This is a genomic window from Mannheimia pernigra, from assembly GCF_013377995.1.
Taxonomy (GTDB): Bacteria; Pseudomonadota; Gammaproteobacteria; order Enterobacterales; family Pasteurellaceae; genus Mannheimia; species Mannheimia pernigra.
Genome location: NZ_CP055305.1, coordinates 232986 through 254224 on the forward strand (window position 1 = coordinate 232986; position 21239 = coordinate 254224).

A 21239-nucleotide genomic window follows, 5' to 3' on the forward strand; every position below is an offset into this window, starting at 1 on the left:
GTAAAAAGCCCGACATTAAGCCGGGCTTCAAATTTCAAAAGCAAATTATTTGATTTTTGCTTCTTTGTAGATAACGTGTCTGCGAACAACTGGATCAAATTTTTTGATTTCCATTTTTTCTGGCATATTACGTTTATTTTTGTCTGTTGTGTAGAAATGACCAGTTTCTGCGGTAGAAACTAAACGGATTTTCTCACGAGCACCTTTAGCTGCCATTTTTTAGCTCCTTAGATTTTTTCGCCACGAGCACGGATTTCAGCTAATACTGCATCAATGCCTTTTTTATCGATAATACGCATACCTTTCGCTGTTAAGCGTAAAGTTACGAAACGGTTTTCGCTTTCAACCCAGAAACGGTGGGTGTGAAGATTTGGTAAGAAACGACGCTTGGTCGCGTTCATTGCGTGTGAGCGGTTGTTACCAACTGCTGGACGCTTGCCTGTTACTTGGCAAACTCTTGACATTTTAATTCTCCAATATGACTTAAGCTTAAGCTTGTGGTTTGGGTTTATCAGGGTTTTCACCTTCTGACTACCTCGTCAGGTAACACCCAGCCCATCGTTATGTTTCAAAGACTGCCGATTATACTGATTTTGTTTATTTCATTCAAGAGCTTATTTGCTAATTATTTCACTCAATCTCTTAACTCTAGTTTTTCTTCTTCAAACGAAAAATAATCGCCTTTACCCACAATAATATGATCGACAAACCGAATATCAACTAACTCACACGCCATCTCAATCTTTTTAGTCAGACTTCTGTCCGACTCACTTGGCAAGCAAGAACCAGAAGGATGATTGTGTGCCACAATAATTGCCGCCGCATTATATTTCAAAGCTCTTTTTATAATTTCTCGTGGATGAACTTCAGTTTGATTTATCGTACCAAAAAACATCTTTTCCTTATAAATCAAACGGTTTTGATTATCTAAAAACAGCACCATAAACACTTCACGCTCTTCTTCCTCCAACTCAGTTTGAAAATACATTATCGCCATATAAGGGGCTTGAATCATTTCACTAAATTCCATTTGTTGAGCCAAATAGCGTTTCGTCATCTCTTTGGAGGCTTGCAGTTGAATATATTTAGTTTTACCCAGCCCATAAATTTTACAAAACTCATCAATATCGGCATTTAACAACTGACGTAATGAGCCAAACACCATCAATACGCTTTCTGCTAATGTTAGTACAGGCACATCTTTCGTACCCGTTCGTAAAAAAATTGCTAATAACTCTGCATCCGTGAGTGCTGCAGCGCCGTGCATTAATAGTTTTTCACGAGGCATTAACGTTGGTATATCAAAAATTTCATCAGGTTCGTTCATTTTTCCTCCCTTAATGCAATTCAGCATAAAAGAGGCAAACCTTGAATGCAAAAGGCTTAATACAAATTTTCGAGCCAGATCGCAAAAATAGTTTAGTTGTGAGCAATTACTTATTCAGATAGAATAACCGCCATTAATCGGCTCTCAAAAAATGGAAATGTTAAAAAATAAAAAAATCCTCTTAGGAATTACAGGCGGAATCGCCGCTTACAAAACCATTGAACTTATCCGTTATCTCAAAAAAGCAAATGCGGAAGTGCGTGTAGTGCTAACACCTGCAGCAGAGGCTTTTGTGACACCTTTAACCCTACAGGCTATTTCAGGCAACGCGGTATCCACCGCCTTACTCGACCCACAAGCAGAGCTCGCGATGGGTCATATTGAATTAGCAAAATGGGCTGATTTAGTTATTATCGCCCCCGCTTCTGCTGATTTTATTGCTCGCCTGCGTGTTGGAATGGGGAACGATCTACTCTCTACGCTTTGCCTTGCTACCGCAAGCCCCATTCTGCTTGCCCCTGCAATGAACCAACAAATGTATAAACAGCTTGCCGTACAGGAAAACATCGCTACGCTCATCTTTCGTGGTATGCAATTTATTGGCCCAAACAATGGCTTCCAAGCCTGTGGTGATGTTGGCGTTGGGCGAATGTCAGAACCAGAAGAAATCTACCAAGCAGTGCTGTATCACTTCGCTAAAAGCCAAGATTTACAAGGTTTGAATGTAACCATTACCGCAGGCCCAACCCGTGAAGCTATTGACCCTGTGCGTTATATCAGTAATCACAGCTCAGGCAAAATGGGATACTCTATCGCTAAGGCCTTTGCTGAACGTGGGGCGAACGTTACGCTGATTAGCGGCCCTGTGAATTTACCTACGCCCGATAATGTGGAACGCATTAACGTGCAATCTGCCATAGAAATGGAACAACAAGCGGTCAAATTTGCCCAAAAATCTGCAATTTTCATCGGTTGTGCAGCAGTGTCAGATTATCGAATGGCGAAAGTTTCCAACCAAAAAATCAAGAAAACCGATGACAGTGATGAACTCACACTCAAACTAGTCAAAAACCCCGATATTATCGCTAACATCGCCAATCTTGCAGAAAATCGCCCCTTTGTGGTTGGCTTTGCCGCCGAAACGCAAAATGTGGCGGAATATGCCAAATCCAAACTCGAACGCAAAAATCTTGATATGATTTGTGCCAACGATGTCTCGGGTGGACAGGTGTTCGGGCAGGATCAAAACTCGCTTCATTTGTTCTGGAAAAACGGCGAGAAAAAACTCCCGCTTGCCGATAAAAATAAGCTGGCGGAAAATTTAGTACAAGAAATAGTAGAACATTATCACGAAAAATCTAAATGAAGCTAAAAATAACTGTAGATCATAAAGGCGAAGGAGCATTCCCGCTTTTTAAACAAGGAAGTAAAATACATCTTGGGAAAGAATGCGACCGTTATCCCAACTGGTTTAGTTGCAAAATTGCCGGTTACACTACCTATGTGCCTCGTCATTTTGTTGCACAGGGTAAATTGCTTTGCGATTACAACCCAACGGAATTAGCCGTGAAAAAAGACGAAATCGTTAATCTGATAGAACTATGTTACGGTTGGGCAATAGTAGAGCGAGATAAAGACGTTGGCTGGTTGCCCTGTGATATTTTAATATCAAGCATATAGCTGTTTATCAATAATCAGAAAAAATAACCGCTTATAAAAGCCAGGAGTGAGAATGTTAGCTTCCAACCACTACATTCAAGAGATCAAACAGATTTTAAGCCAAGCTCGCCAAAAGGCGTACCAAGCGGTCAATTCCGCAATGGTTGAAGCCTATTGGAAAATCGGCGAGCGGATTGTGCTGGAAGAACAAAACGGCCAAAGCCATGCGGAATATGGCAAGGAGATCATTAAAAATCTCTCGGCAGAATTAACAGCGGAATTTGGTAAAGGATTTACCGAACGCAATTTCCGCCAATTTTATATTGAATTTACCGAGCTCAACATTTGGAAATCAGTGATTTCCAAATTGACTTGGACACATTTCCAACGGGTCTTAAAAGTCACCAATCCACAGGCTCGTCACTACTATTTAACCGAAGCGGCGGAGAATGGTTGGTCGGTTCGCACGCTTGATCGTAATATCTCCACACTCTACTACGACCGCTTGCTCGCAAGCCAAGACAAGACGTTGGTTGAGCAAGAGATGAAAGAGAAAACGGCGACACTACAAGCCTCCGATTTCATCAAAAGCCCGACCGTGTTGGAATTTCTGAATTTGCCGACCTCAATGGCATACAGCGAAGCGGAGCTGGAAAAAGCGTTAATTGATAATTTACAGCAATTTATGTTGGAACTCGGCAAAGGTTTTGCTTTCGTAGCACGCCAGCAACATATTCGCACTGAACTGTCGGATTTTTTCGTGGATTTGGTGTTTTACAATTACATCTTAAAATGTTTTGTGATTGTCGAGCTGAAAACCGATAAACTGACTCATCAAGACATTGGGCAGTTGGATATGTATGTGCGAGTGTATGACGATTTACACCGCCAGCCAAGCGATAACCCAACCATCGGTTTGCTGCTCTGCACTGAAAATGACAGCGTGGTGGCGAAATACTCGGTGTTGAACCAAAATCCGCAACTGTTTGCCAGCAAATATGTGCATTATTTACCAAGCGAGGCGGAATTGGTGGCGGAAATAGAACAGCAAAAATATATTTTTGAACAGCAACACACCAGCGATTAAGTAGTAAAAAATCGTTGAAATCGACCGCTTGCAAGCGGTCAAAAAAGATAAAAAATTTACAAAAGGACAAACAATGAAACAGATCGATTTAAAAATTTTAGATAGCCGTATTGGGAGTGAATTCCCCCTTCCAGCCTATGCAACGGAAGGTTCAGCAGGCTTGGATTTACGTGCGTTAATTAATGAACCGCTTACCGTTAAAGCAGGCGAAACGGTTTTGATCCCAACAGGGATTTCGATTTATATTGCAGATCCAAACTTAGCTGCAGTCATCTTACCTAGATCGGGATTAGGACATAAAAATGGCATCGTGTTAGGCAATTTAGTCGGTCTGATAGACAGTGACTATCAAGGCCCGTTAATGGTTTCACTTTGGAATAGAAGCCAAGAGGATTTTACTGTAAATATAGGTGACCGCATTGCACAGCTGGTATTTTTGCCCGTAGTTCAAGCAAATTTTAACATCGTACAAGATTTTAAACAGACCGAACGTGGCGAAGGTGGCTTTGGGCATTCAGGTAAACAATAAATGAGTCGTAATAGGATGGTAATGAGAGAACCTAAAATCAAAATGCCGAAAAAATCGGTAGTAGAACGCCGCCAGCAGGTGCTGGAGGTATTAATTGGCTTACTCAATTCTGAAGATGGAATGCAACGTGTCACTACCGAACGTTTAGCCGCTGCGGTAGGCGTGTCGGAAGGGGCATTATATCGCTACTTCCCAAGTAAAACTAAGATGTTTGAGGCTTTAATTGAAAAAATTGAGCAAACGCTAACAAGCTATATCCACGCTAACAAACGCCAAGACAGCAGTGCAAATTCAGTGCGTGCGATTCTCTACACTATTTTGGAATTCTCCCGCAAAAATCCAGGAGTGACGCGTATTCTAACAGGACACGCATTGATGTTTGAAGATGATATTCTTAAAGCCCGTGTAGCCAAATTTTTTGATAATCTTGAATTACAATTTGCCAATATTTTACAGCTTAGTAAACTCCGTGAACATAAAGCTTTTGAAGATGAAAAAGCATTAGCAGGTTATCTTGTAAATTTCTGCGAAGGACAATTTTTACGTCTTGTTCGCTCCAATTTCAGCTATAATCAATACCAACATTTTGAAAAGCAATGGGCATTTATTAAACCTTTATTCGATTAATTTATGATTATACCTTGGCAAGATTTAGAAGACTCCACATTACAGAATATTTTAGACGCCTTCATTTTACGAGAAGGCACTGACTATGGTGAAACCGAACTTTCACTTGAGGCAAAAAGAGAGCGTTTACTTGCTCAATTAAAAGCCGATAAAGTGGTTATCGTTTGGTCTGAATTGCACGAAAGCCTTGATATTAAAGACAAAAAATCTTTTTTAGGTTAATGGTTAATTTCGTGTTAAAATTTTGAAGATTTGACTTAAATAAAGAGCTATAGGAAATACTATGCAAGATATGACGCTCTCAACAGCACAACTTGAAAATGTTACCCCTCCGCCCTCGATTCACGATCCTGCGGTTGAGTGGTTTTTAACGCATTGTCATATCCATCGTTATCCTGCGAAATATACGCTAATTCACGCTGGAGAAGATGCAGAATCACTTTTTTACATTGTCAATGGCTCAGTGTCAGTTTACATTAAAGACGATGAAACTAAAGAGATGCTCTTAACCAATTTAGGTACAGGCGAATTTGTAGGCGAATTAAGCTTATTTGAAGAAAAATTGCAACAACGCACCGCTTATGTTCGCACCAAAGGGCCTTGTGAAATTGCGGAAATCTCCTATAAAAAATTCAAACAACTCGTGCATTTAAACCCCGACATTTTAATGTATTTATCCGCCCAAATGGCTCGACGTTTACGCCAAACCTCACGCCAAGTCGGCAACCTAGCCTTTTTAGACGTTGCAGGACGCATTGCTCAAACCTTGCTCAATCTAGCTAAAATGCCCGATGCAATGACTCACCCACAAGGAATGCAGATCAAAATTACCCGCCAAGAAATTGGGCAAATGGTTGGCTGCTCTCGCGAAACTGTTGGACGCATTATGAAAATGCTTGAAGATGAAGGCTTAATTTCTGCACATGGAAAAACCATTGTAGTGTTCGGAGCAAGGTAATTCCTCCTTACAAGCGGTCTATTTTTTTGCAAAATTTGCACATAATCAGACCGCTTGTTTATATGACACTTCACTAAATTTCACTTAGAGCTCTTGATGATGAAACATAGTCTAACGCCTTTTCATACGTTCCATTTACATGCAAAAGCAACAAAAATTATTGAATTTACTACTATTGAGCAATTATTAAACGAATGGCAAAACGCGTTTAATGCCCAAATGCCAATCTTAATTCTAGGTCAAGGCTCTAACGTTTTGTTTTTAGACGATTTTGACGGCGTGGTTTTAGTAAACAAACTCAAAGGGATTGAACACCGAGAAGATGAACAATTTCACTACTTGCACGTTCAAGGTGGAGAAAATTGGCATAAGCTAGTGAAATGGACGTTAAAAAATAATATTGCAGGACTAGAAAACCTCGCATTAATACCTGGCGTAGTTGGTTCTGCTCCAATTCAAAATATCGGTGCTTATGGCGTAGAATTCGAACAAGTATGTGATTTTGTCAACGTGTTAAATTTACGCACAGGCGAACATTTCACCCTTACAAAAAATGAATGTGGCTTTGGATACCGTGAAAGCGTATTCAAACGCGAATATCGTGACGAATGTGCCATTATTTCAGTTGGTCTAAAACTTCCAAAAGTATGGAAGCCAGTACTCACTTACGGCTCACTCACTCAGCTTAATCCGCAAACTGTTACACCACAGCAAATTTTTGACGAAGTCTGTGCGGTTCGCTCCTCAAAACTACCTAACCCCGATGAATTTGGCAATGCAGGCAGTTTCTTTAAAAACCCGATTATTTCAGCCGAGCAATTTGCAGCCGTGCAAGCAAAATTTCCGACCATTCCAAGTTATCTACAGCCTGATGGCCTAATCAAATTAGCTGCAGGCTGGCTGATAGACAAAGCAGGTCTAAAAGGCTTACAAATTGGCGGGGCGACGGTGCACACCCAACAGGCATTGGTATTAATCAACAAAGAAAATGCCACAGGCCAAGATATTGCAGAGCTGGCAAAAACGATCCGCCGACGTGTGCGTGAAAAATTTAGTGTGGACATTCAACCTGAAGTTCGTTTTATTGGCAAAAATGGGGAAGTTGATAGCGACCAAATCACTCGATAACACCTAAATTAGGAATGAAAAATGAAACTCAACCAAGCCCAAATTCAAAAAGCACTACTCTGCGGACAGGCAATTGTTTTTGATGAAATTGGCTCAACCAACGAATATCTGCTCACACATCATCAAACATTAGAAAATGGTTCCGTTTGCCTTGCCGAAAAACAGACTGCAGGGCGTGGCAGACGAGGAAGAACTTGGTATTCACCCGAAAGTGAAAATCTTTACTTCTCCATTTTATGGCATTATCCAAAAGATGCCGCAAACCTACCACCACTCAGCCTTGTAGTTGCACTCATCATTGCCGAAAGTTTAACAAAACAGAATGTGGACAATATTCAAATCAAATGGCCGAATGATATTTATTACAACGGCAAAAAAATGGGCGGCATTTTGCTAGAAAGTCAAGCCAACCACAAAGGGTTGGATTTAGTTATCGGTATCGGTTTAAACTTAGGCATGACAAAAGTAGATGAAAAGATTGTAACTCAAGCCTGGGCAGATTTATCACAATACCATTTTGATCGCAACAAATTGGTTTGTCATTTAGCCTACGAATTGCAAAAAAATCTCAAAATTTACCCGCTTGTCGGCTTCTCTCACTACGCTCAACGCTGGCAGAAATTTGACATCTTCTACAATAAACCAGTGAAACTAATAACAGAAAATACTGAAATTCACGGCACTTCACTTGGCATTAATGAACTCGGTGAATTAATTCTCCAACAAGATCAGGTAATCCAATATTTTAGCATTGGAGAGATGTCATTAAGGGGCGATTAATTACAAGCGGTCATTTTAAAGATATTTTTTGCCATTTTAGCTTTTTTTGCTTTTTTTAAAAATAAAAAGAGCAAAAACCTCAAGCCTATCACTAAGCTTGAGGTCGTTTAAAATAAATCCCGACGATGCCCTACTCTCACATGGCGAATCACCACACTACCATCGGCGTCACTGCGTTTTACTTCTGAGTTCGGTATGGAGTCAGGTAGAACCACAGCACTATGGTCGTCGGGAAAATCTGTTGATTTTCTGTCTTCTCTTTTGTCTTTTCGTTCTCTAATCTAAAAACAAGCTGTCAACTTAAGTATTCTTCTTCGTTTATCTCGCTTCCGTGTCCTCAAAAACACTTGAGCGTTGTATAGTTAAGCCTCTCGGGCAATTAGTACACATTAGCTCAACGTATCGCTACGCTTACACATTGTGCCTATCTACGTCGTAGTCTCCAACAACCCTTACAGTCTTATAGACTGGGAGAACTCATCTCTTGGCAAGTTTCGTGCTTAGATGCTTTCAGCACTTATCTCTTCCGCACGTAGCTACTCGGCAATGCGTCTGGCGACACAACCGAAACACCAGCGGTGCGTCCACTCCGGTCCTCTCGTACTAGGAGCAGCCCCAACCAATTCTCCAACGCCCACGGCAGATAGGGACCGAACTGTCTCACGACGTTCTAAACCCAGCTCGCGTACCACTTTAAATGGCGAACAGCCATACCCTTGGGACCTACTTCAGCCCCAGGATGTGATGAGCCGACATCGAGGTGCCAAACACCGCCGTCGATATGAACTCTTGGGCGGTATCAGCCTGTTATCCCCGGAGTACCTTTTATCCGTTGAGCGATGGCCCTTCCATTCAGAACCACCGGATCACTATGACCTGCTTTCGCACCTGCTCGACTTGTCTGTCTCGCAGTTAAGCTTGCTTCTACCATTGCACTAACCTGACGATGTCCGACCGTCATTAGCAAACCTTCGTGCTCCTCCGTTACTCTTTGGGAGGAGACCGCCCCAGTCAAACTACCCACCAGACACTGTCCGAGTACTCGTTCCGAGTACTTCGTTAGAACATCAAACGTTAAAGGGTGGTATTTCAAGGACGCCTCCAACAACACTAGCGTGTCATCTTCAAAGGCTCCCACCTATCCTACACATCAAAATTCAATGTTCAGTGTCAAGCTATAGTAAAGGTTCACGGGGTCTTTCCGTCTAGCCGCGGGTACACCGCATCTTCACGGCGATTTCAATTTCACTGAGTCTCGGGTGGAGACAGCCTGGCCATCATTATGCCATTCGTGCAGGTCGGAACTTACCCGACAAGGAATTTCGCTACCTTAGGACCGTTATAGTTACGGCCGCCGTTTACTGGGGCTTCGATCAGGAGCTTCTCTTTCGATAACACCATCAATTAACCTTCCAGCACCGGGCAGGCATCACACCCTATACGTCCACTTTCGTGTTTGCAGAGTGCTGTGTTTTTAATAAACAGTTGCAGCCAGCTGGTATCTTCGACCGGTTCAACCTTCATCCGCGAGGGATTACAATCTACGCCGGCGCACCTTCTCCCGAAGTTACGGTGCTATTTTGCCTAGTTCCTTCACCCGAGTTCTCTCAAGCGCCTGAGTATTCTCTACCTGACCACCTGTGTCGGTTTATAGTACGGTTTAGTGTAATCTGACGCTTAGTGGCTTTTCCTGGAAGCGTGGTATCGGTTACTTCAACTCCGTAGAGTCTCGTCATCACTTCTCGTTGTTAATAGAAGACCGGATTTGCCTAATCTTCCCAACTACCTGCTTAAACAGGGTAATCCAACACCCTGATAACCTAACCTTCTCCGTCCCCACATCGCAATTACACCAAGTACGGGAATATTAACCCGTTTCCCATCGACTACGCTTTTCAGCCTCGCCTTAGGGGCCGACTCACCCTGCCCCGATTAACGTTGGACAGGAACCCTTGGTCTTCCGGCGAACGAGTTTTTCACTCGTTTTATCGTTACTTATGTCAGCATTCGCACTTCTGATACGTCCAGCAAGCCTCTCGACTCACCTTCTTCCGCTTACAGAACGCTCCCCTACCCAACAATGTTTCCATTGATGCCGCAGCTTCGGTGACTAGTTTTAGCCCCGTTACATCTTCCGCGCAGGCCGACTCGACTAGTGAGCTATTACGCTTTCTTTAAATGATGGCTGCTTCTAAGCCAACATCCTAGCTGTCTAAGCCTTCCCACTTCGTTTCCCACTTAACTAGTACTTGGGGACCTTAGCTGGCGGTCTGGGTTGTTTCCCTCTCCACGATGAACGTTAGCACCCACCGTGTGTCTCCTATGCATTACTCTTCGGTATTCGCAGTTTGCATCGGGTTGGTAATCCGGGATGGACCCCTAGCCGAAACAGTGCTCTACCCCCGAAGGTATTCACATAAGGCTCTACCTAAATAGATTTCGGGGAGAACCAGCTATCTCCCGGTTTGATTGGCCTTTCACCCCCAGCCACAAGTCATCCGCTAATTTTTCAACATTAGTCGGTTCGGTCCTCCAGTTAGTGTTACCCAACCTTCAACCTGCCCATGGCTAGATCACCGGGTTTCGGGTCTATACCTTGCAACTATACGCCCAGTTAAGACTCGGTTTCCCTACGGCTCCCTTATTCAGTTAACCTTGCTACAAAATATAAGTCGCTGACCCATTATACAAAAGGTACGCAGTCACAGAATAAATCTGCTCCCACTGCTTGTACGCACAAGGTTTCAGGTTCTATTTCACTCCCCTCGCCGGGGTTCTTTTCGCCTTTCCTTCACAGTACTGGTTCACTATCGGTCAATCAGGAGTATTTAGCCTTGGAGGATGGTCCCCCCATCTTCAAACAGGATATCACGTGTCCCGCCCTACTTGTTGTGAGCTTAGTACCACGGAAATATTTTCGAGTACGGGATTATCACCCTCTATGATTGAGCTTCCCAGCTCATTCCTCTAATAAATCCGCTATTACTCACTGGCTCTTTCGCGTTCGCTCGCCGCTACTAACGAAATCTCGGTTGATTTCTTTTCCTCGGGGTACTTAGATGTTTCAGTTCTCCCGGTTTGCTTCACTTGCCTATGTATTCAGCAAGTGATAGTAGATTCTTCATCTACTGGGTTTCCCCATTCGGACATCTTGGATTAAACGCCTCTTATCGACTCATCCAAGCTTTTCGCAGATTAGCACGTCCTTCATCGCCTCTGATTGCCAAGGCATCCACCTTGTGCGCTTAGTCACTTAACTATACAACCTCAAATGTTTTTGTTTTTGTATTTCAATTCAATCAAAGGAAAGAAAAAACAACATAACAACACATTTAAAGTCTGTTTTAAACTAAACACTTAGCTGCTTTTGTTCAGCTAAGATTTTATTACATACTCAGACTTTCTTTCGAAAATCTCTCAGTTTTTCAGCTTGTTTCTAAATTTTTAAAGAACATTAAGACAATAAAAATCATCTTTAAATGGCGTCCCCACGGGGATTCGAACCCCGGTTACCGCCGTGAAAGGGCGATGTCCTAGGCCTCTAGACGATGGGGACATCATTTAAAGATGCTTTCCTTTTGCCAGTTGAGCGTTAGGTATTTTAGCGATTTTGCAAATTTCTGCAATATTTTAACCGCTTGAATGCCTAACTTTCATTCATCTCTGTCCTGTCTACTCTATCAAACAATCTGTGTGAACACTTGCTGTCGTCGCGACGCTAAACTCTCGCCTAGCCTCGCACTTGATTTTTTTGGTAAGGAGGTGATCCAACCGCAGGTTCCCCTACGGTTACCTTGTTACGACTTCACCCCAGTCATGAATCATACCGTGGTAAACGCCCCCCCGAAGGTTAAGCTATCTACTTCTGGTACAACCCACTCCCATGGTGTGACGGGCGGTGTGTACAAGGCCCGGGAACGTATTCACCGCAACATTCTGATTTGCGATTACTAGCGATTCCGACTTCATGGAGTCGAGTTGCAGACTCCAATCCGGACTTAGACGTACTTTGTGAGATTCGCTCACCATCGCTGGCTCGCCGCCCTCTGTATACGCCATTGTAGCACGTGTGTAGCCCTACTCGTAAGGGCCATGATGACTTGACGTCATCCCCACCTTCCTCCGGTTTATCACCGGCAGTCTCCTTTGAGTTCCCACCATAACGTGCTGGCAACAAAGGATAAGGGTTGCGCTCGTTGCGGGACTTAACCCAACATTTCACAACACGAGCTGACGACAGCCATGCAGCACCTGTCTCAGAGCTCCCGAAGGCACTCCCATATCTCTACAGGATTCTCTGGATGTCAAGAGTAGGTAAGGTTCTTCGCGTTGCATCGAATTAAACCACATGCTCCACCGCTTGTGCGGGCCCCCGTCAATTCATTTGAGTTTTAACCTTGCGGCCGTACTCCCCAGGCGGTCGATTTATCACGTTAGCTACGGGCACCAAGCTTAAAGCCCAATCCCCAAATCGACAGCGTTTACAGCGTGGACTACCAGGGTATCTAATCCTGTTTGCTCCCCACGCTTTCGCACATGAGCGTCAGTACATTCCCAAGGGGCTGCCTTCGCCTTCGGTATTCCTCCACATCTCTACGCATTTCACCGCTACACGTGGAATTCTACCCCTCCCTAAAGTACTCTAGACCCCCAGTCTGAAATGCAATTCCCAGGTTAAGCCCGGGGCTTTCACATCTCACTTAAAAGTCCGCCTGCGTGCCCTTTACGCCCAGTTATTCCGATTAACGCTTGCACCCCCCGTATTACCGCGGCTGCTGGCACGGAGTTAGCCGGTGCTTCTTCTGTCGTTAACGTCAATCGCCGATTCTATTAAAATCAACGCCTTCCTCGCGACCGAAAGAACTTTACAACCCGAAGGCCTTCTTCATTCACGCGGCATGGCTGCATCAGGGTTCCCCCCATTGTGCAATATTCCCCACTGCTGCCTCCCGTAGGAGTCTGGACCGTGTCTCAGTTCCAGTGTGGCTGGTCATCCTCTCAGACCAGCTAGAGATCGACGGCTTGGTGAGCCATTACCTCACCAACTACCTAATCTCACTTGGGCTCATCTTATGGCAGGTGGCCCGAAAGTCCCACCCTTTCCTCCTTAGAGATTACGCGGTATTAGCGACCGTTTCCAGTCGTTATCCCCCTCCATAAGCCAGATTCCCAAGCATTACTCACCCGTCCGCCACTCGTCAGCATTAGTACAAGTACTAACCTGCTACCGTTCGACTTGCATGTGTTAAGCCTGCCGCCAGCGTTCAATCTGAGCCATGATCAAACTCTTCAATTAAAAGTTCAATCGCTCAATAAACTGCTTAGCTAAAGTTCACTTCAACTTCTAAACTTAACTTAAGTCAAGAAATCAAACATAATGAATTTCTAGTTATAAGCACCTATTAAGACTTCAAGTTTTAAAAATAAAAATAGTTTTAAATCAAGTCTATCAACAAGTGCCCACACAGATTGTCTGATAAATTGTTAAAGAACAAAACAAAACGACGCACCGTAATCAACATCTAACAATTCACAACAGCGCGTCGTTGTGTGCCGTGCATTATACGCAAAACAAAATGCCTTGCAAGGAGAATTTGGTAATTTTTTGCAAAAATCACTAAAATAATTACCGCTTGCGTGTTTTTAAGCCAATTTGCTAAAAATTAAAGCAGTTTTCGTATATCTTGCTCTATTTTAAGAGAGAAGAGAGAAAGTTCGCTATTTCTTTTCTCAAGCGGTACAATTTCACAAATTTTTTGCAAAAAGGAGGGACTATGCAAAACAATCACTTTATTGGTTTAGGTGTTGCGGGCAACTTTGCTGGGCATTTAGAACAAGCGGGAGAGGCGGCGGATTTTGCCAAAGTTAAAACCGCTGAAGCGGTGCAGCCGAAGGCGATTTTTCCGTTTTATGTGCCAGCGGAGAATTTGGGGGATTATCAATTTCTTTCTACTTATCCGCTCTCAAACGATGCGATTCATTTTCCGCAAGATGCGGATAATCTGCAAATTGAGCCTGAAATTGCCTTGATTTGCGACATTGCTTATGAGAATAATCAAGTCATTTCCCTCATTCCAACTCATTTTGCTGCTTATAACGACTGTTCAATTCGCCGACCAAATGCTCGCAAAATTTGCGAGAAGAAAAATTGGGGCGCCTCGTCCAAAGGGATTTCAGCAATTCAACTTCCGCTTGACCATTTTAACGAAGGAGGCACGCTGGATAATTACTATATCGCGTGTTTCCATAAACGAGATGGTAAGTTGAACGCTTATGGCATCAATAGCCCTGCGGTGGAATATAGCTATTTTCATCAAAAATTGTTGGATTGGGTTGTAAATCAAATGAACAATCAGCCAGATGACGGCCCAATGAACCATATCGCCGAAATGCTTGAACAAGCAAATTATCCAACTCAAGCGATTATTAGTATCGGAGCAACACGCTACACTCCTTTTGGCGAAAGTAATTTCTTACAGGTTGGGGATGTGAGTATGGTGGTAGTTTATAATGCCAAAAAATATTCTCTCAGCCAAATTGAAGAAATGGCTAAGCTACAAACCTTTAGTGAAGATATTTCTGCCTTAATTCAAACAGTGCGTTAAACCACAAGCGGTTGGTTTTAGTAAAAATTTTGCGATCTGCATCGAAAATTTAAACTTATTTTCTGGCGTTTTTCGTTCCTTATTTTATAGTGCTTTCAATTGGAGGCACTATGAAAAAATTTCTCTTTTTACTGCTAATTTGCCCATCTCTATTTGCCAAATCGCCTAATTTAACGTTATTGGGACAATATAAAGGTCAAGATACTTCAGGTTGGGTTATGTCAGAAAAACTCGATGGTGTACGGGGGTTTTGGGATGGCAAACAGCTCATTAGCCGTCAAGGATATCCGTTCAATCCACCTGATTATTTTGTCAAAAACTTTCCGCCCTTTGCGATTGATGGCGAACTCTTTAGCGAACGAGGAAAACTTGAGGAAATTTCTAGCATTGTTCGATCTCAGGAACCAAAAGGTTGGTATAAACTAAAACTATATGTTTTTGATGTACCAAATGCCAACGGCGATTTGTTTAAACGACTAAATTCATTAAAAAAATACCTTGCTCAGCATCCTGCTCCACATATTGAGATTATTGAGCAAATTCCAATTCAACACCAAGAGCATCTTAACACTTTCTACCAATCTATTTTAGAAAAAGGGGGCGAAGGGGTTGTGGTTCGTAATCCAAATACAGAATACATTTCTGGACGCTCTGCACAAATTTTAAAAATAAAACCTGTTTTAGATGAAGAGTGTATCGTTATCGCTCACCATAAAGGCAAAGGGAAATACGCAGATAAATTAGGGGCGATTACTTGTGAAAATCAGCGAGGGAGATTCAAAATTGGTTCAGGTTTTAAAGATAAAGAAAGAGAAAATCCGCCGCCTATTGGTTCCACTATTACTTATAAATATCGAGGTTTAACCGTATATGGAAAACCGAGATTTGCAACTTATGTCAGAATACGCAATATCAACGAATAATTATCTGAATAATAAATATTTCAAAAAAGTATTGATTTCTATTTTGAGAATCATTATCATTAACTCGATTAAAAAAATAATAGGTAATCACTCCAATCTTTACGCCGTATTCCCCCACAAAATACGGCGTTTTTTTCATCCACACCCCAAAAATCCTATCAATTTCAATTCATACCGCTATAATAGAATCATTTTTATTGAGATAAAATAAGGAAGATAAATGACTCAATCTATCGAATCAACACTTGCTGAGCTTAAACGCGGTGTAGAAAATATTTATTCAGAAGAAGATTTAATTACAAAGCTAAAAGAAAATCGTCCATTGCGTATTAAATTAGGTGCAGATCCAACTGCACCCGATATCCACTTAGGTCACACCGTTGTGTTAAATAAACTTCGTCAATTCCAACAATTTGGGCACGAAGTTTATTTCTTAATTGGCGATTTCACTGGTATGGTAGGCGATCCTTCAGGTAAAAATTCAACCCGTCCACCATTAAGCCGTGAAGATGTGTTACGCAATGCCGAAACTTATAAAGAGCAGATCTTCAAAATTTTAGATCCGCAAAAAACAAAGATCGTATTCAACTCCGATTGGTTAGGAAAGCTAGGAACAGAAGGTATGATTCGCTTAGCAAGCAATTACACCGTTGCTCGTATGCTTGAGCGTGAAGATTTCAAAAACCGTTTCACCAACCAACAGCCAATCGCCATTCACGAGTTTATCTACCCATTACTACAAGGCTACGACTCAGTTGAACTAAAAGCAGATGTAGAACTTGGCGGCACAGACCAAACATTCAATCTGTTAGTTGGACGTGAATTACAAAAATCTGCCGGTCAAAAACCGCAAGTCGCAATGACACTGCCTCTTTTAGTTGGCTTAGATGGCGAGAAAAAAATGTCGAAATCACTCGGCAACTACATTGGTGTAACAGAAGCACCAAACGAAATGTTCGGCAAAATTATGTCAATTTCAGACGATTTAATGTGGGATTGGTATAACCTACTTTCATTCCGCCCATTAGATGAAATTACCCAATTAAAAGCGGATGTTGAAAAGGGCAAAAATCCACGTGATGTTAAAATTCTACTTGCGAAAGAAATTATCGCTCGCTTCCATAATGATGCAGCAGCTGATGCAGCAGAGCAAGAATTCATAAACCGCTTCCAAAAAAGGGCAATGCCCGATGAAATGCCTGAGTTAACGTTTGAAGGTGAAATTGGTCTAGCCGCACTTCTCAAAGAGGCGGGGCTTGTTCCATCAACATCTGAAGCCATTCGTTCCGCACAACAAGGCGGGGTTAAAATTGACGGCGAAAAAATAGACGATGTGAGACAAAACGCACAAAAAGGCACTTTTGTTTACCAAGTTGGTAAACGTAAATTTGCACGCATTACGGTGAAATAATCCTATTAATCGGCAAGCGGTCATCATTTGCAAAAAATTGGCAGATTATGACCGCTTGTAATGTAACATCTAGAAAAACTAAAGAAGAGATACATTCAAATCTGAACTCGATCCAACAATTCTCACGCGTTTTCCTGGCACAAAACCATCTTCTTTCTTCTGAACCACCACGATTTCTTTACCATCATCTTTGCGAATGACCATTTCTAATGAAGAAGCTTGGCTTGCTTTTTGCTCTACTTGGCTACCAATTACCGAACCAGCAATCGCCCCTACTGCAGTTGCAATCGCCTGACCAGTGCCACCCCCAACACTGCTGCCAGCAATACCACCTAACACACCACCGCCAAGCGTTCCGATCACGCCTTGACTATCTGCTTGAATTTTAACATCACGCACAGACAAAATCGTTCCATACGAAATAGAACGAGCCTCTTTGGCTTGCGTTCCAGAGTAAACGCTACCGCTATAAATGTCAGTATTGGCACAGCCAACTAACGCAAAACCTGAGATTAACGCGGTTGCTAAACCTAATTTTTTCATTTTAATTCTCCGAAATACCTAAATTACATTTCTGACATAATTATGCTCTTTATGTCATAAGGGTGAAGCTTTAGACAATAAGAATGACCAAAAGTTACATCACTCAAGGTGATCGCAATGCTGGGATTTGGCAAACGCTCTCCCTCCACCTTTGGTTGGCTTATTTTAAGCTTGAGCTCTGGGTTGTCCGATAAATTAAAGCACGACAACACTCTCTCAGCCCACTGTTCTGAGCTTTCCCCACCTAAAATTGGAAAAACCACTTCAATATGCTCCCAGCCTTCTTGCGGATAGATTTTATCTTTCGGAAATGGCAACTCAATAATTTTTACATTTTGTCCGCAAAATTTCACCGCTTGTGTCAGGGTAAATAATCCGATCGGTCTGCCATTCACTTCACTTTCTTTGAGCAACGTTGAGCCTTCAAGTAACAACGCTCGCCACTGCTCTGCGGTTTCTATTTTGTTCATACGAACGGCGAGGTGATCAATTTCATAATGCGATAAATCAATCCCTGCAATCTCCGCAATTTGTTGAATTTTTTGCTCAAATTGAGATAAATCACCAAAACAAGCGGTCATTTTCTCGAAAAATTTTGCATTTCCTGCTACAATCTTGTCCATTTTTTGTGAATCAAATTTAATAGGTTAAATCGGTGAATATTCAACAAATTTTATCAGATAAAATTAAACAGGCAATGGTGGCAAGCGGTGCAGAGAGCGATGTTGATCCATTAGTTCGCCAATCAGGCAAACCAGAATTTGGCGATTATCAAGCCAATGGAGCGATGGGTGCGGCGAAAAAATTAGGAATGAACCCACGAGAGTTCGCTCAAAAAATCTTAGATAACGCCAATTTAAACGGTATTGCCGATAAATTAGACATTGCAGGCCCGGGCTTTATCAATATTTTCTTAAACCAAGAATGGCTGGCTCAAAATGCCAATAATGCGTTACAAGCGGTCGATTTTGATATAAAAACGGCAAATCCACAAACGATTGTAATCGACTACTCTTCGCCAAACGTGGCAAAAGAAATGCACGTGGGGCATTTACGTTCAACTATTATTGGCGATGCTGTCGTTCGCACTTTGGCATTTTTAGGCAACCACGTAATTCGTGCCAACCACGTGGGCGACTGGGGAACGCAATTCGGTATGCTCATTGCTTACCTCGAAAAAATGGAAAACGAACACGCCAGCGAAATGGAGTTAAGCGATTTAGAAGCCTTCTACCGTGCAGCAAAAGAACATTACGATTCTGATGACGTATTCGCAGAAAAAGCCCGTAACTATGTGGTGAAATTACAAAGTGGTGATGAGTATTGCTTAACGATGTGGAAAAAGCTCGTTGACATCACGATGCACCACAACCAAGAAAACTACAACCGCCTAAACGTAACCTTAACGGAAAAAGATGTAATGGGTGAGAGCCTTTACAACCCAATGTTGCCTGAAATTGTTGCTGACCTCAAATCCAAAGGTTTAGCGGTCGAAGATGATGGTGCACTGGTGGTGTTCTTAGACGAATTCAAAAACAAAGACGGCGATCCGATGGGCGTGATTGTGCAGAAAAAAGATGGCGGTTTTTTATATACCACCACCGATATCGCCGCTGCAAAATATCGTTATGAAACACTAAAAGCTGACAGAGCTTTAGTCTTCTCCGACAGCCGCCAAGCACAACATATGCAACAAGCGTGGCTAATTACCCGAAAAGCAGGCTATGTGCCAGAGAGCTTCAGCCTTGAACACCCATTCTTCGGAATGATGCTCGGCAAAGACGGGAAACCGTTCAAAACCCGTAGCGGCGGTACAGTGAAACTGAAAAATCTATTAGATGAAGCTGTAGAGCGTGCAGATAAGTTAATTTCAGAGCGTTCTACCAACTTAACCGCAGAAGAAAAAGCGGCAGTGGTGGAAGCTGTGGCAATCGGCTCGGTGAAATATTCCGATCTCTCGAAAAATCGCACCACTGACTATGTCTTCGATTGGGACAATATGCTGACGTTTGAAGGCAACACGGCCCCTTATATGCAGTATGCCTACACCAGAATACGCTCAATCTTTGCACGTGCAAGCATTGATGAAAATGCGTTAAGTGGCACTATTCAACTAAAAGAACCTAAAGAACGTGCTTTGGCAGTGAAATTACTGCAGTTTGAAGAAGCTCTAAATGGTGTAGCAAAAGACGGTATGCCGCATATTCTATGCCAATACTTATATGAATTAGCTGGCACATTCTCCAGTTTCTACGAGGCTTGCCCTATTTTAAATGCAGAAGAAGACACCAAAAACAGCCGTTTAAAACTTGCCGCATTAACTGCAAAAACCTTAAAACAAGGTTTGGATTTGTTAGGCATTAAAACAATTGAGAAGATGTAAGAATAGTTCCCCTTTTTAGCAAAGAGGGGAGATGTTTATAAGGAACAATGTAAAATGAAATTTATTGATGAAGCTCTGATTCGTGTAGAAGCAGGCGATGGCGGAAACGGCTGTGTGAGTTTTCGCCGTGAAAAATATATCCCAAAAGGTGGGCCAGACGGCGGTGATGGGGGTGACGGCGGCGATGTGTATTTAATTGCAGACGAAAACCTCAATACACTCATAGACTATCGTTTTGAAAAGCGTTATGCCGCAGGGCGTGGCGAAAACGGCCGCAGTGCAGGCTGTACAGGGCACCGTGGAAATGACATCACCTTGCGTGTTCCCGTCGGAACTCGTGCCATAGACAACGACACCCAAGAAGTGCTTGGTGATTTAACCCAGCACGGAATGAAAATGCTAGTAGCAAAAGGTGGCTACCACGGTTTAGGTAATACTCGCTTTAAATCATCGGTAAACCGTGCCCCACGCCAAAAAACCAATGGGACATTGGGCGAAAAACGTGATTTGCTGTTGGAATTAATGTTGCTTGCCGATGTAGGGATGTTAGGTTTACCAAATGCGGGGAAATCGACCTTTATCCGCAGTGTCTCTGCCGCTAAACCCAAAGTGGCGGACTACCCATTCACAACCCTTGTGCCAAGTTTAGGCGTAGCTCGTGTTTCCTCAGATCGCAGCTTTGTGGTTGCCGATATTCCAGGCTTGATCGAAGGGGCGGCGGAAGGCGCTGGTTTAGGCATTCGTTTCCTCAAACACTTGGAACGTTGCCGAATTCTCATTCACTTAGTGGATATTATGCCTATTGATGAAAGCGATCCCGCTCACAACATTTCAGTGATTGAATCGGAACTTTACCAATACAGCGAAAAGCTCTCTGAAAAACCAACGTGGCTAGTGTTCAACAAAATTGACACCATCGGCGAAGAAGAAGCGGCTGAACGAGCGAAAGAAATTGCTGAACAAATTGGCTGGGAGGGCGATTACTACTTAATCTCTGCCGCCACCGGTCAAAACGTGCAAAACCTCACCCGTGATATTATGGACTTTATTGAAGCCAACCCTCGTGAAGTGGAAGAAGAAAATAAAGAAGCGGAAGAAGTGAAATTCAAATGGGAAGATTATCACAACGAAGCAATGCAAAACCCTGTCGAAGAAGAGTGGGACGACTGGGACGATGATTGGACCGAAGAAGATGACGAAGGCGTAGAGTTTATTTACGAACGCCGATAAAAAGACAAGCGGTTGTTTTTAGCTAGAAATTTGCAAATTTCTGAGGAAA

The 21239-nt window shown here is 42.7% G+C and carries 19 protein-coding genes, 1 tRNA gene and 3 rRNA genes; 14 read left to right on the forward strand and 9 right to left on the reverse strand.

Going from position 1 to position 21239, the window contains the following annotated elements; translation table 11 throughout:
* Positions 1-45 precede the first annotated feature (45 nt).
* The 3 genes from rpmG to radC all read right to left on the reverse strand — a co-directional run bounded on the left by rpmG (position 46) and on the right by radC (position 1327).
* Positions 46-216 carry a 50S ribosomal protein L33 gene (rpmG, locus tag HV560_RS01070; RefSeq protein ID WP_159628615.1) on the reverse strand — a complete coding sequence of 57 codons (171 nt, stop codon included), beginning with the start codon at positions 214-216 and terminating at the stop codon, positions 46-48.
* Positions 217-227: 11 nt separating this feature from the next.
* On the reverse strand, positions 228-464 hold the full coding sequence (rpmB, locus tag HV560_RS01075; RefSeq protein ID WP_006251446.1) for a 50S ribosomal protein L28: 237 nt from the start codon (positions 462-464) through the stop codon (positions 228-230).
* 170 nt (positions 465-634) lie between these two features.
* Entirely contained in the window at positions 635-1327 is a 693-nt protein-coding gene (radC, locus tag HV560_RS01080) for a RadC family protein (protein ID WP_176807453.1), read from the reverse strand.
* Between the two features lie 157 nt (positions 1328-1484).
* Here radC and coaBC point away from each other — a divergent pair, with 157 nt between their 5' ends.
* The 9 genes from coaBC (at position 1485) to HV560_RS01125 (ending at position 8095) form a co-directional block, all read left to right on the forward strand.
* Complete coding sequence (gene coaBC / locus HV560_RS01085) at positions 1485-2693, forward strand: bifunctional phosphopantothenoylcysteine decarboxylase/phosphopantothenate--cysteine ligase CoaBC (RefSeq protein ID WP_176812813.1); 1209 nt, start codon at positions 1485-1487, stop codon at positions 2691-2693.
* Complete coding sequence (locus tag HV560_RS01090) at positions 2690-3007, forward strand: SH3 domain-containing protein (RefSeq protein ID WP_176809332.1); 318 nt, start codon at positions 2690-2692, stop codon at positions 3005-3007. Before coaBC ends, HV560_RS01090 begins: the two co-directional genes overlap by 4 nt.
* A gap of 52 nt (positions 3008-3059) precedes the next feature.
* Positions 3060-4073, forward strand: a complete 1014-nt coding sequence (locus HV560_RS01095; RefSeq protein ID WP_176811974.1) for a PDDEXK nuclease domain-containing protein — start codon at positions 3060-3062, stop codon at positions 4071-4073.
* Between the two features lie 73 nt (positions 4074-4146).
* The gene (gene dut, locus HV560_RS01100) at positions 4147-4602 is read left to right on the forward strand and encodes a dUTP diphosphatase (protein ID WP_159628617.1); all 456 of its coding nucleotides are present in this window, start codon (positions 4147-4149) and stop codon (positions 4600-4602) included.
* A 21-nt stretch (positions 4603-4623) separates the two neighbouring features.
* Positions 4624-5229 carry a nucleoid occlusion factor SlmA gene (gene slmA / locus HV560_RS01105; RefSeq protein WP_176807455.1) on the forward strand — a complete coding sequence of 202 codons (606 nt, stop codon included), beginning with the start codon at positions 4624-4626 and terminating at the stop codon, positions 5227-5229.
* Positions 5230-5232: 3 nt separating this feature from the next.
* Entirely contained in the window at positions 5233-5451 is a 219-nt protein-coding gene (locus HV560_RS01110) for a YheU family protein (RefSeq protein ID WP_176807456.1), read from the forward strand.
* A 61-nt stretch (positions 5452-5512) separates the two neighbouring features.
* Positions 5513-6187: a cAMP-activated global transcriptional regulator CRP gene (gene crp / locus HV560_RS01115; RefSeq protein WP_176807457.1), complete on the forward strand. Its 675-nt coding sequence runs from the start codon at positions 5513-5515 to the stop codon at positions 6185-6187.
* 99 nt (positions 6188-6286) lie between these two features.
* A complete protein-coding gene (murB, locus tag HV560_RS01120; protein ID WP_176808966.1) occupies positions 6287-7315 on the forward strand; it encodes a UDP-N-acetylmuramate dehydrogenase in 1029 nt (342 codons plus the stop codon).
* Between the two features lie 21 nt (positions 7316-7336).
* Positions 7337-8095, forward strand: coding sequence for a biotin--[acetyl-CoA-carboxylase] ligase (locus HV560_RS01125; protein ID WP_176811975.1), 759 nt, complete (start codon positions 7337-7339; stop codon positions 8093-8095).
* A gap of 117 nt (positions 8096-8212) precedes the next feature.
* Here the strand turns inward: HV560_RS01125 and rrf are convergent.
* From rrf to HV560_RS01145, 4 genes are all read right to left on the reverse strand, one after another.
* A 5S ribosomal RNA gene (gene rrf / locus HV560_RS01130) occupies positions 8213-8328 on the reverse strand.
* A 125-nt stretch (positions 8329-8453) separates the two neighbouring features.
* Positions 8454-11354 (reverse strand): 23S ribosomal RNA (locus tag HV560_RS01135).
* A gap of 221 nt (positions 11355-11575) precedes the next feature.
* Positions 11576-11651: transfer RNA gene (locus HV560_RS01140), tRNA-Glu, on the reverse strand.
* Positions 11652-11850: 199 nt separating this feature from the next.
* A 16S ribosomal RNA gene (locus HV560_RS01145) occupies positions 11851-13391 on the reverse strand.
* Together the 16S, 23S and 5S rRNA genes with 1 tRNA gene alongside form the textbook arrangement of a ribosomal RNA operon.
* 478 nt (positions 13392-13869) lie before the next feature.
* Here HV560_RS01145 and HV560_RS01150 point away from each other — a divergent pair.
* The 3 genes from HV560_RS01150 to tyrS all read left to right on the forward strand — a co-directional run bounded on the left by HV560_RS01150 (position 13870) and on the right by tyrS (position 17034).
* Positions 13870-14700 carry a DUF5718 family protein gene (locus tag HV560_RS01150; RefSeq protein ID WP_176811976.1) on the forward strand — a complete coding sequence of 277 codons (831 nt, stop codon included), beginning with the start codon at positions 13870-13872 and terminating at the stop codon, positions 14698-14700.
* 110 nt (positions 14701-14810) lie between these two features.
* Positions 14811-15623 (forward strand): DNA ligase, encoded by an 813-nt coding sequence (locus HV560_RS01155; protein ID WP_176811977.1) that lies wholly within the window; start codon positions 14811-14813, stop codon positions 15621-15623.
* 220 nt (positions 15624-15843) lie between these two features.
* Positions 15844-17034: a tyrosine--tRNA ligase gene (gene tyrS, locus HV560_RS01160; protein ID WP_176809543.1), complete on the forward strand. Its 1191-nt coding sequence runs from the start codon at positions 15844-15846 to the stop codon at positions 17032-17034.
* A gap of 78 nt (positions 17035-17112) precedes the next feature.
* Here the strand turns inward: tyrS and HV560_RS01165 are convergent, their stop codons facing one another.
* Together HV560_RS01165 and HV560_RS01170 are read right to left on the reverse strand one after the other, a co-directional pair.
* A complete protein-coding gene (locus HV560_RS01165) occupies positions 17113-17577 on the reverse strand; it encodes an outer membrane lipoprotein (RefSeq protein WP_176811978.1) in 465 nt (154 codons plus the stop codon).
* Between the two features lie 23 nt (positions 17578-17600).
* Positions 17601-18200, reverse strand: a complete 600-nt coding sequence (locus tag HV560_RS01170; protein ID WP_176811979.1) for a VOC family protein — start codon at positions 18198-18200, stop codon at positions 17601-17603.
* 32 nt (positions 18201-18232) lie between these two features.
* Here HV560_RS01170 and argS point away from each other — a divergent pair, with 32 nt between their 5' ends.
* Positions 18233-19960 carry an arginine--tRNA ligase gene (gene argS, locus HV560_RS01175; protein ID WP_176811980.1) on the forward strand — a complete coding sequence of 576 codons (1728 nt, stop codon included), beginning with the start codon at positions 18233-18235 and terminating at the stop codon, positions 19958-19960.
* Between the two features lie 54 nt (positions 19961-20014).
* Positions 20015-21190 carry an Obg family GTPase CgtA gene (gene cgtA, locus HV560_RS01180; RefSeq protein WP_176811981.1) on the forward strand — a complete coding sequence of 392 codons (1176 nt, stop codon included), beginning with the start codon at positions 20015-20017 and terminating at the stop codon, positions 21188-21190.
* The last annotated feature ends 49 nt before the right edge of the window (positions 21191-21239 follow it).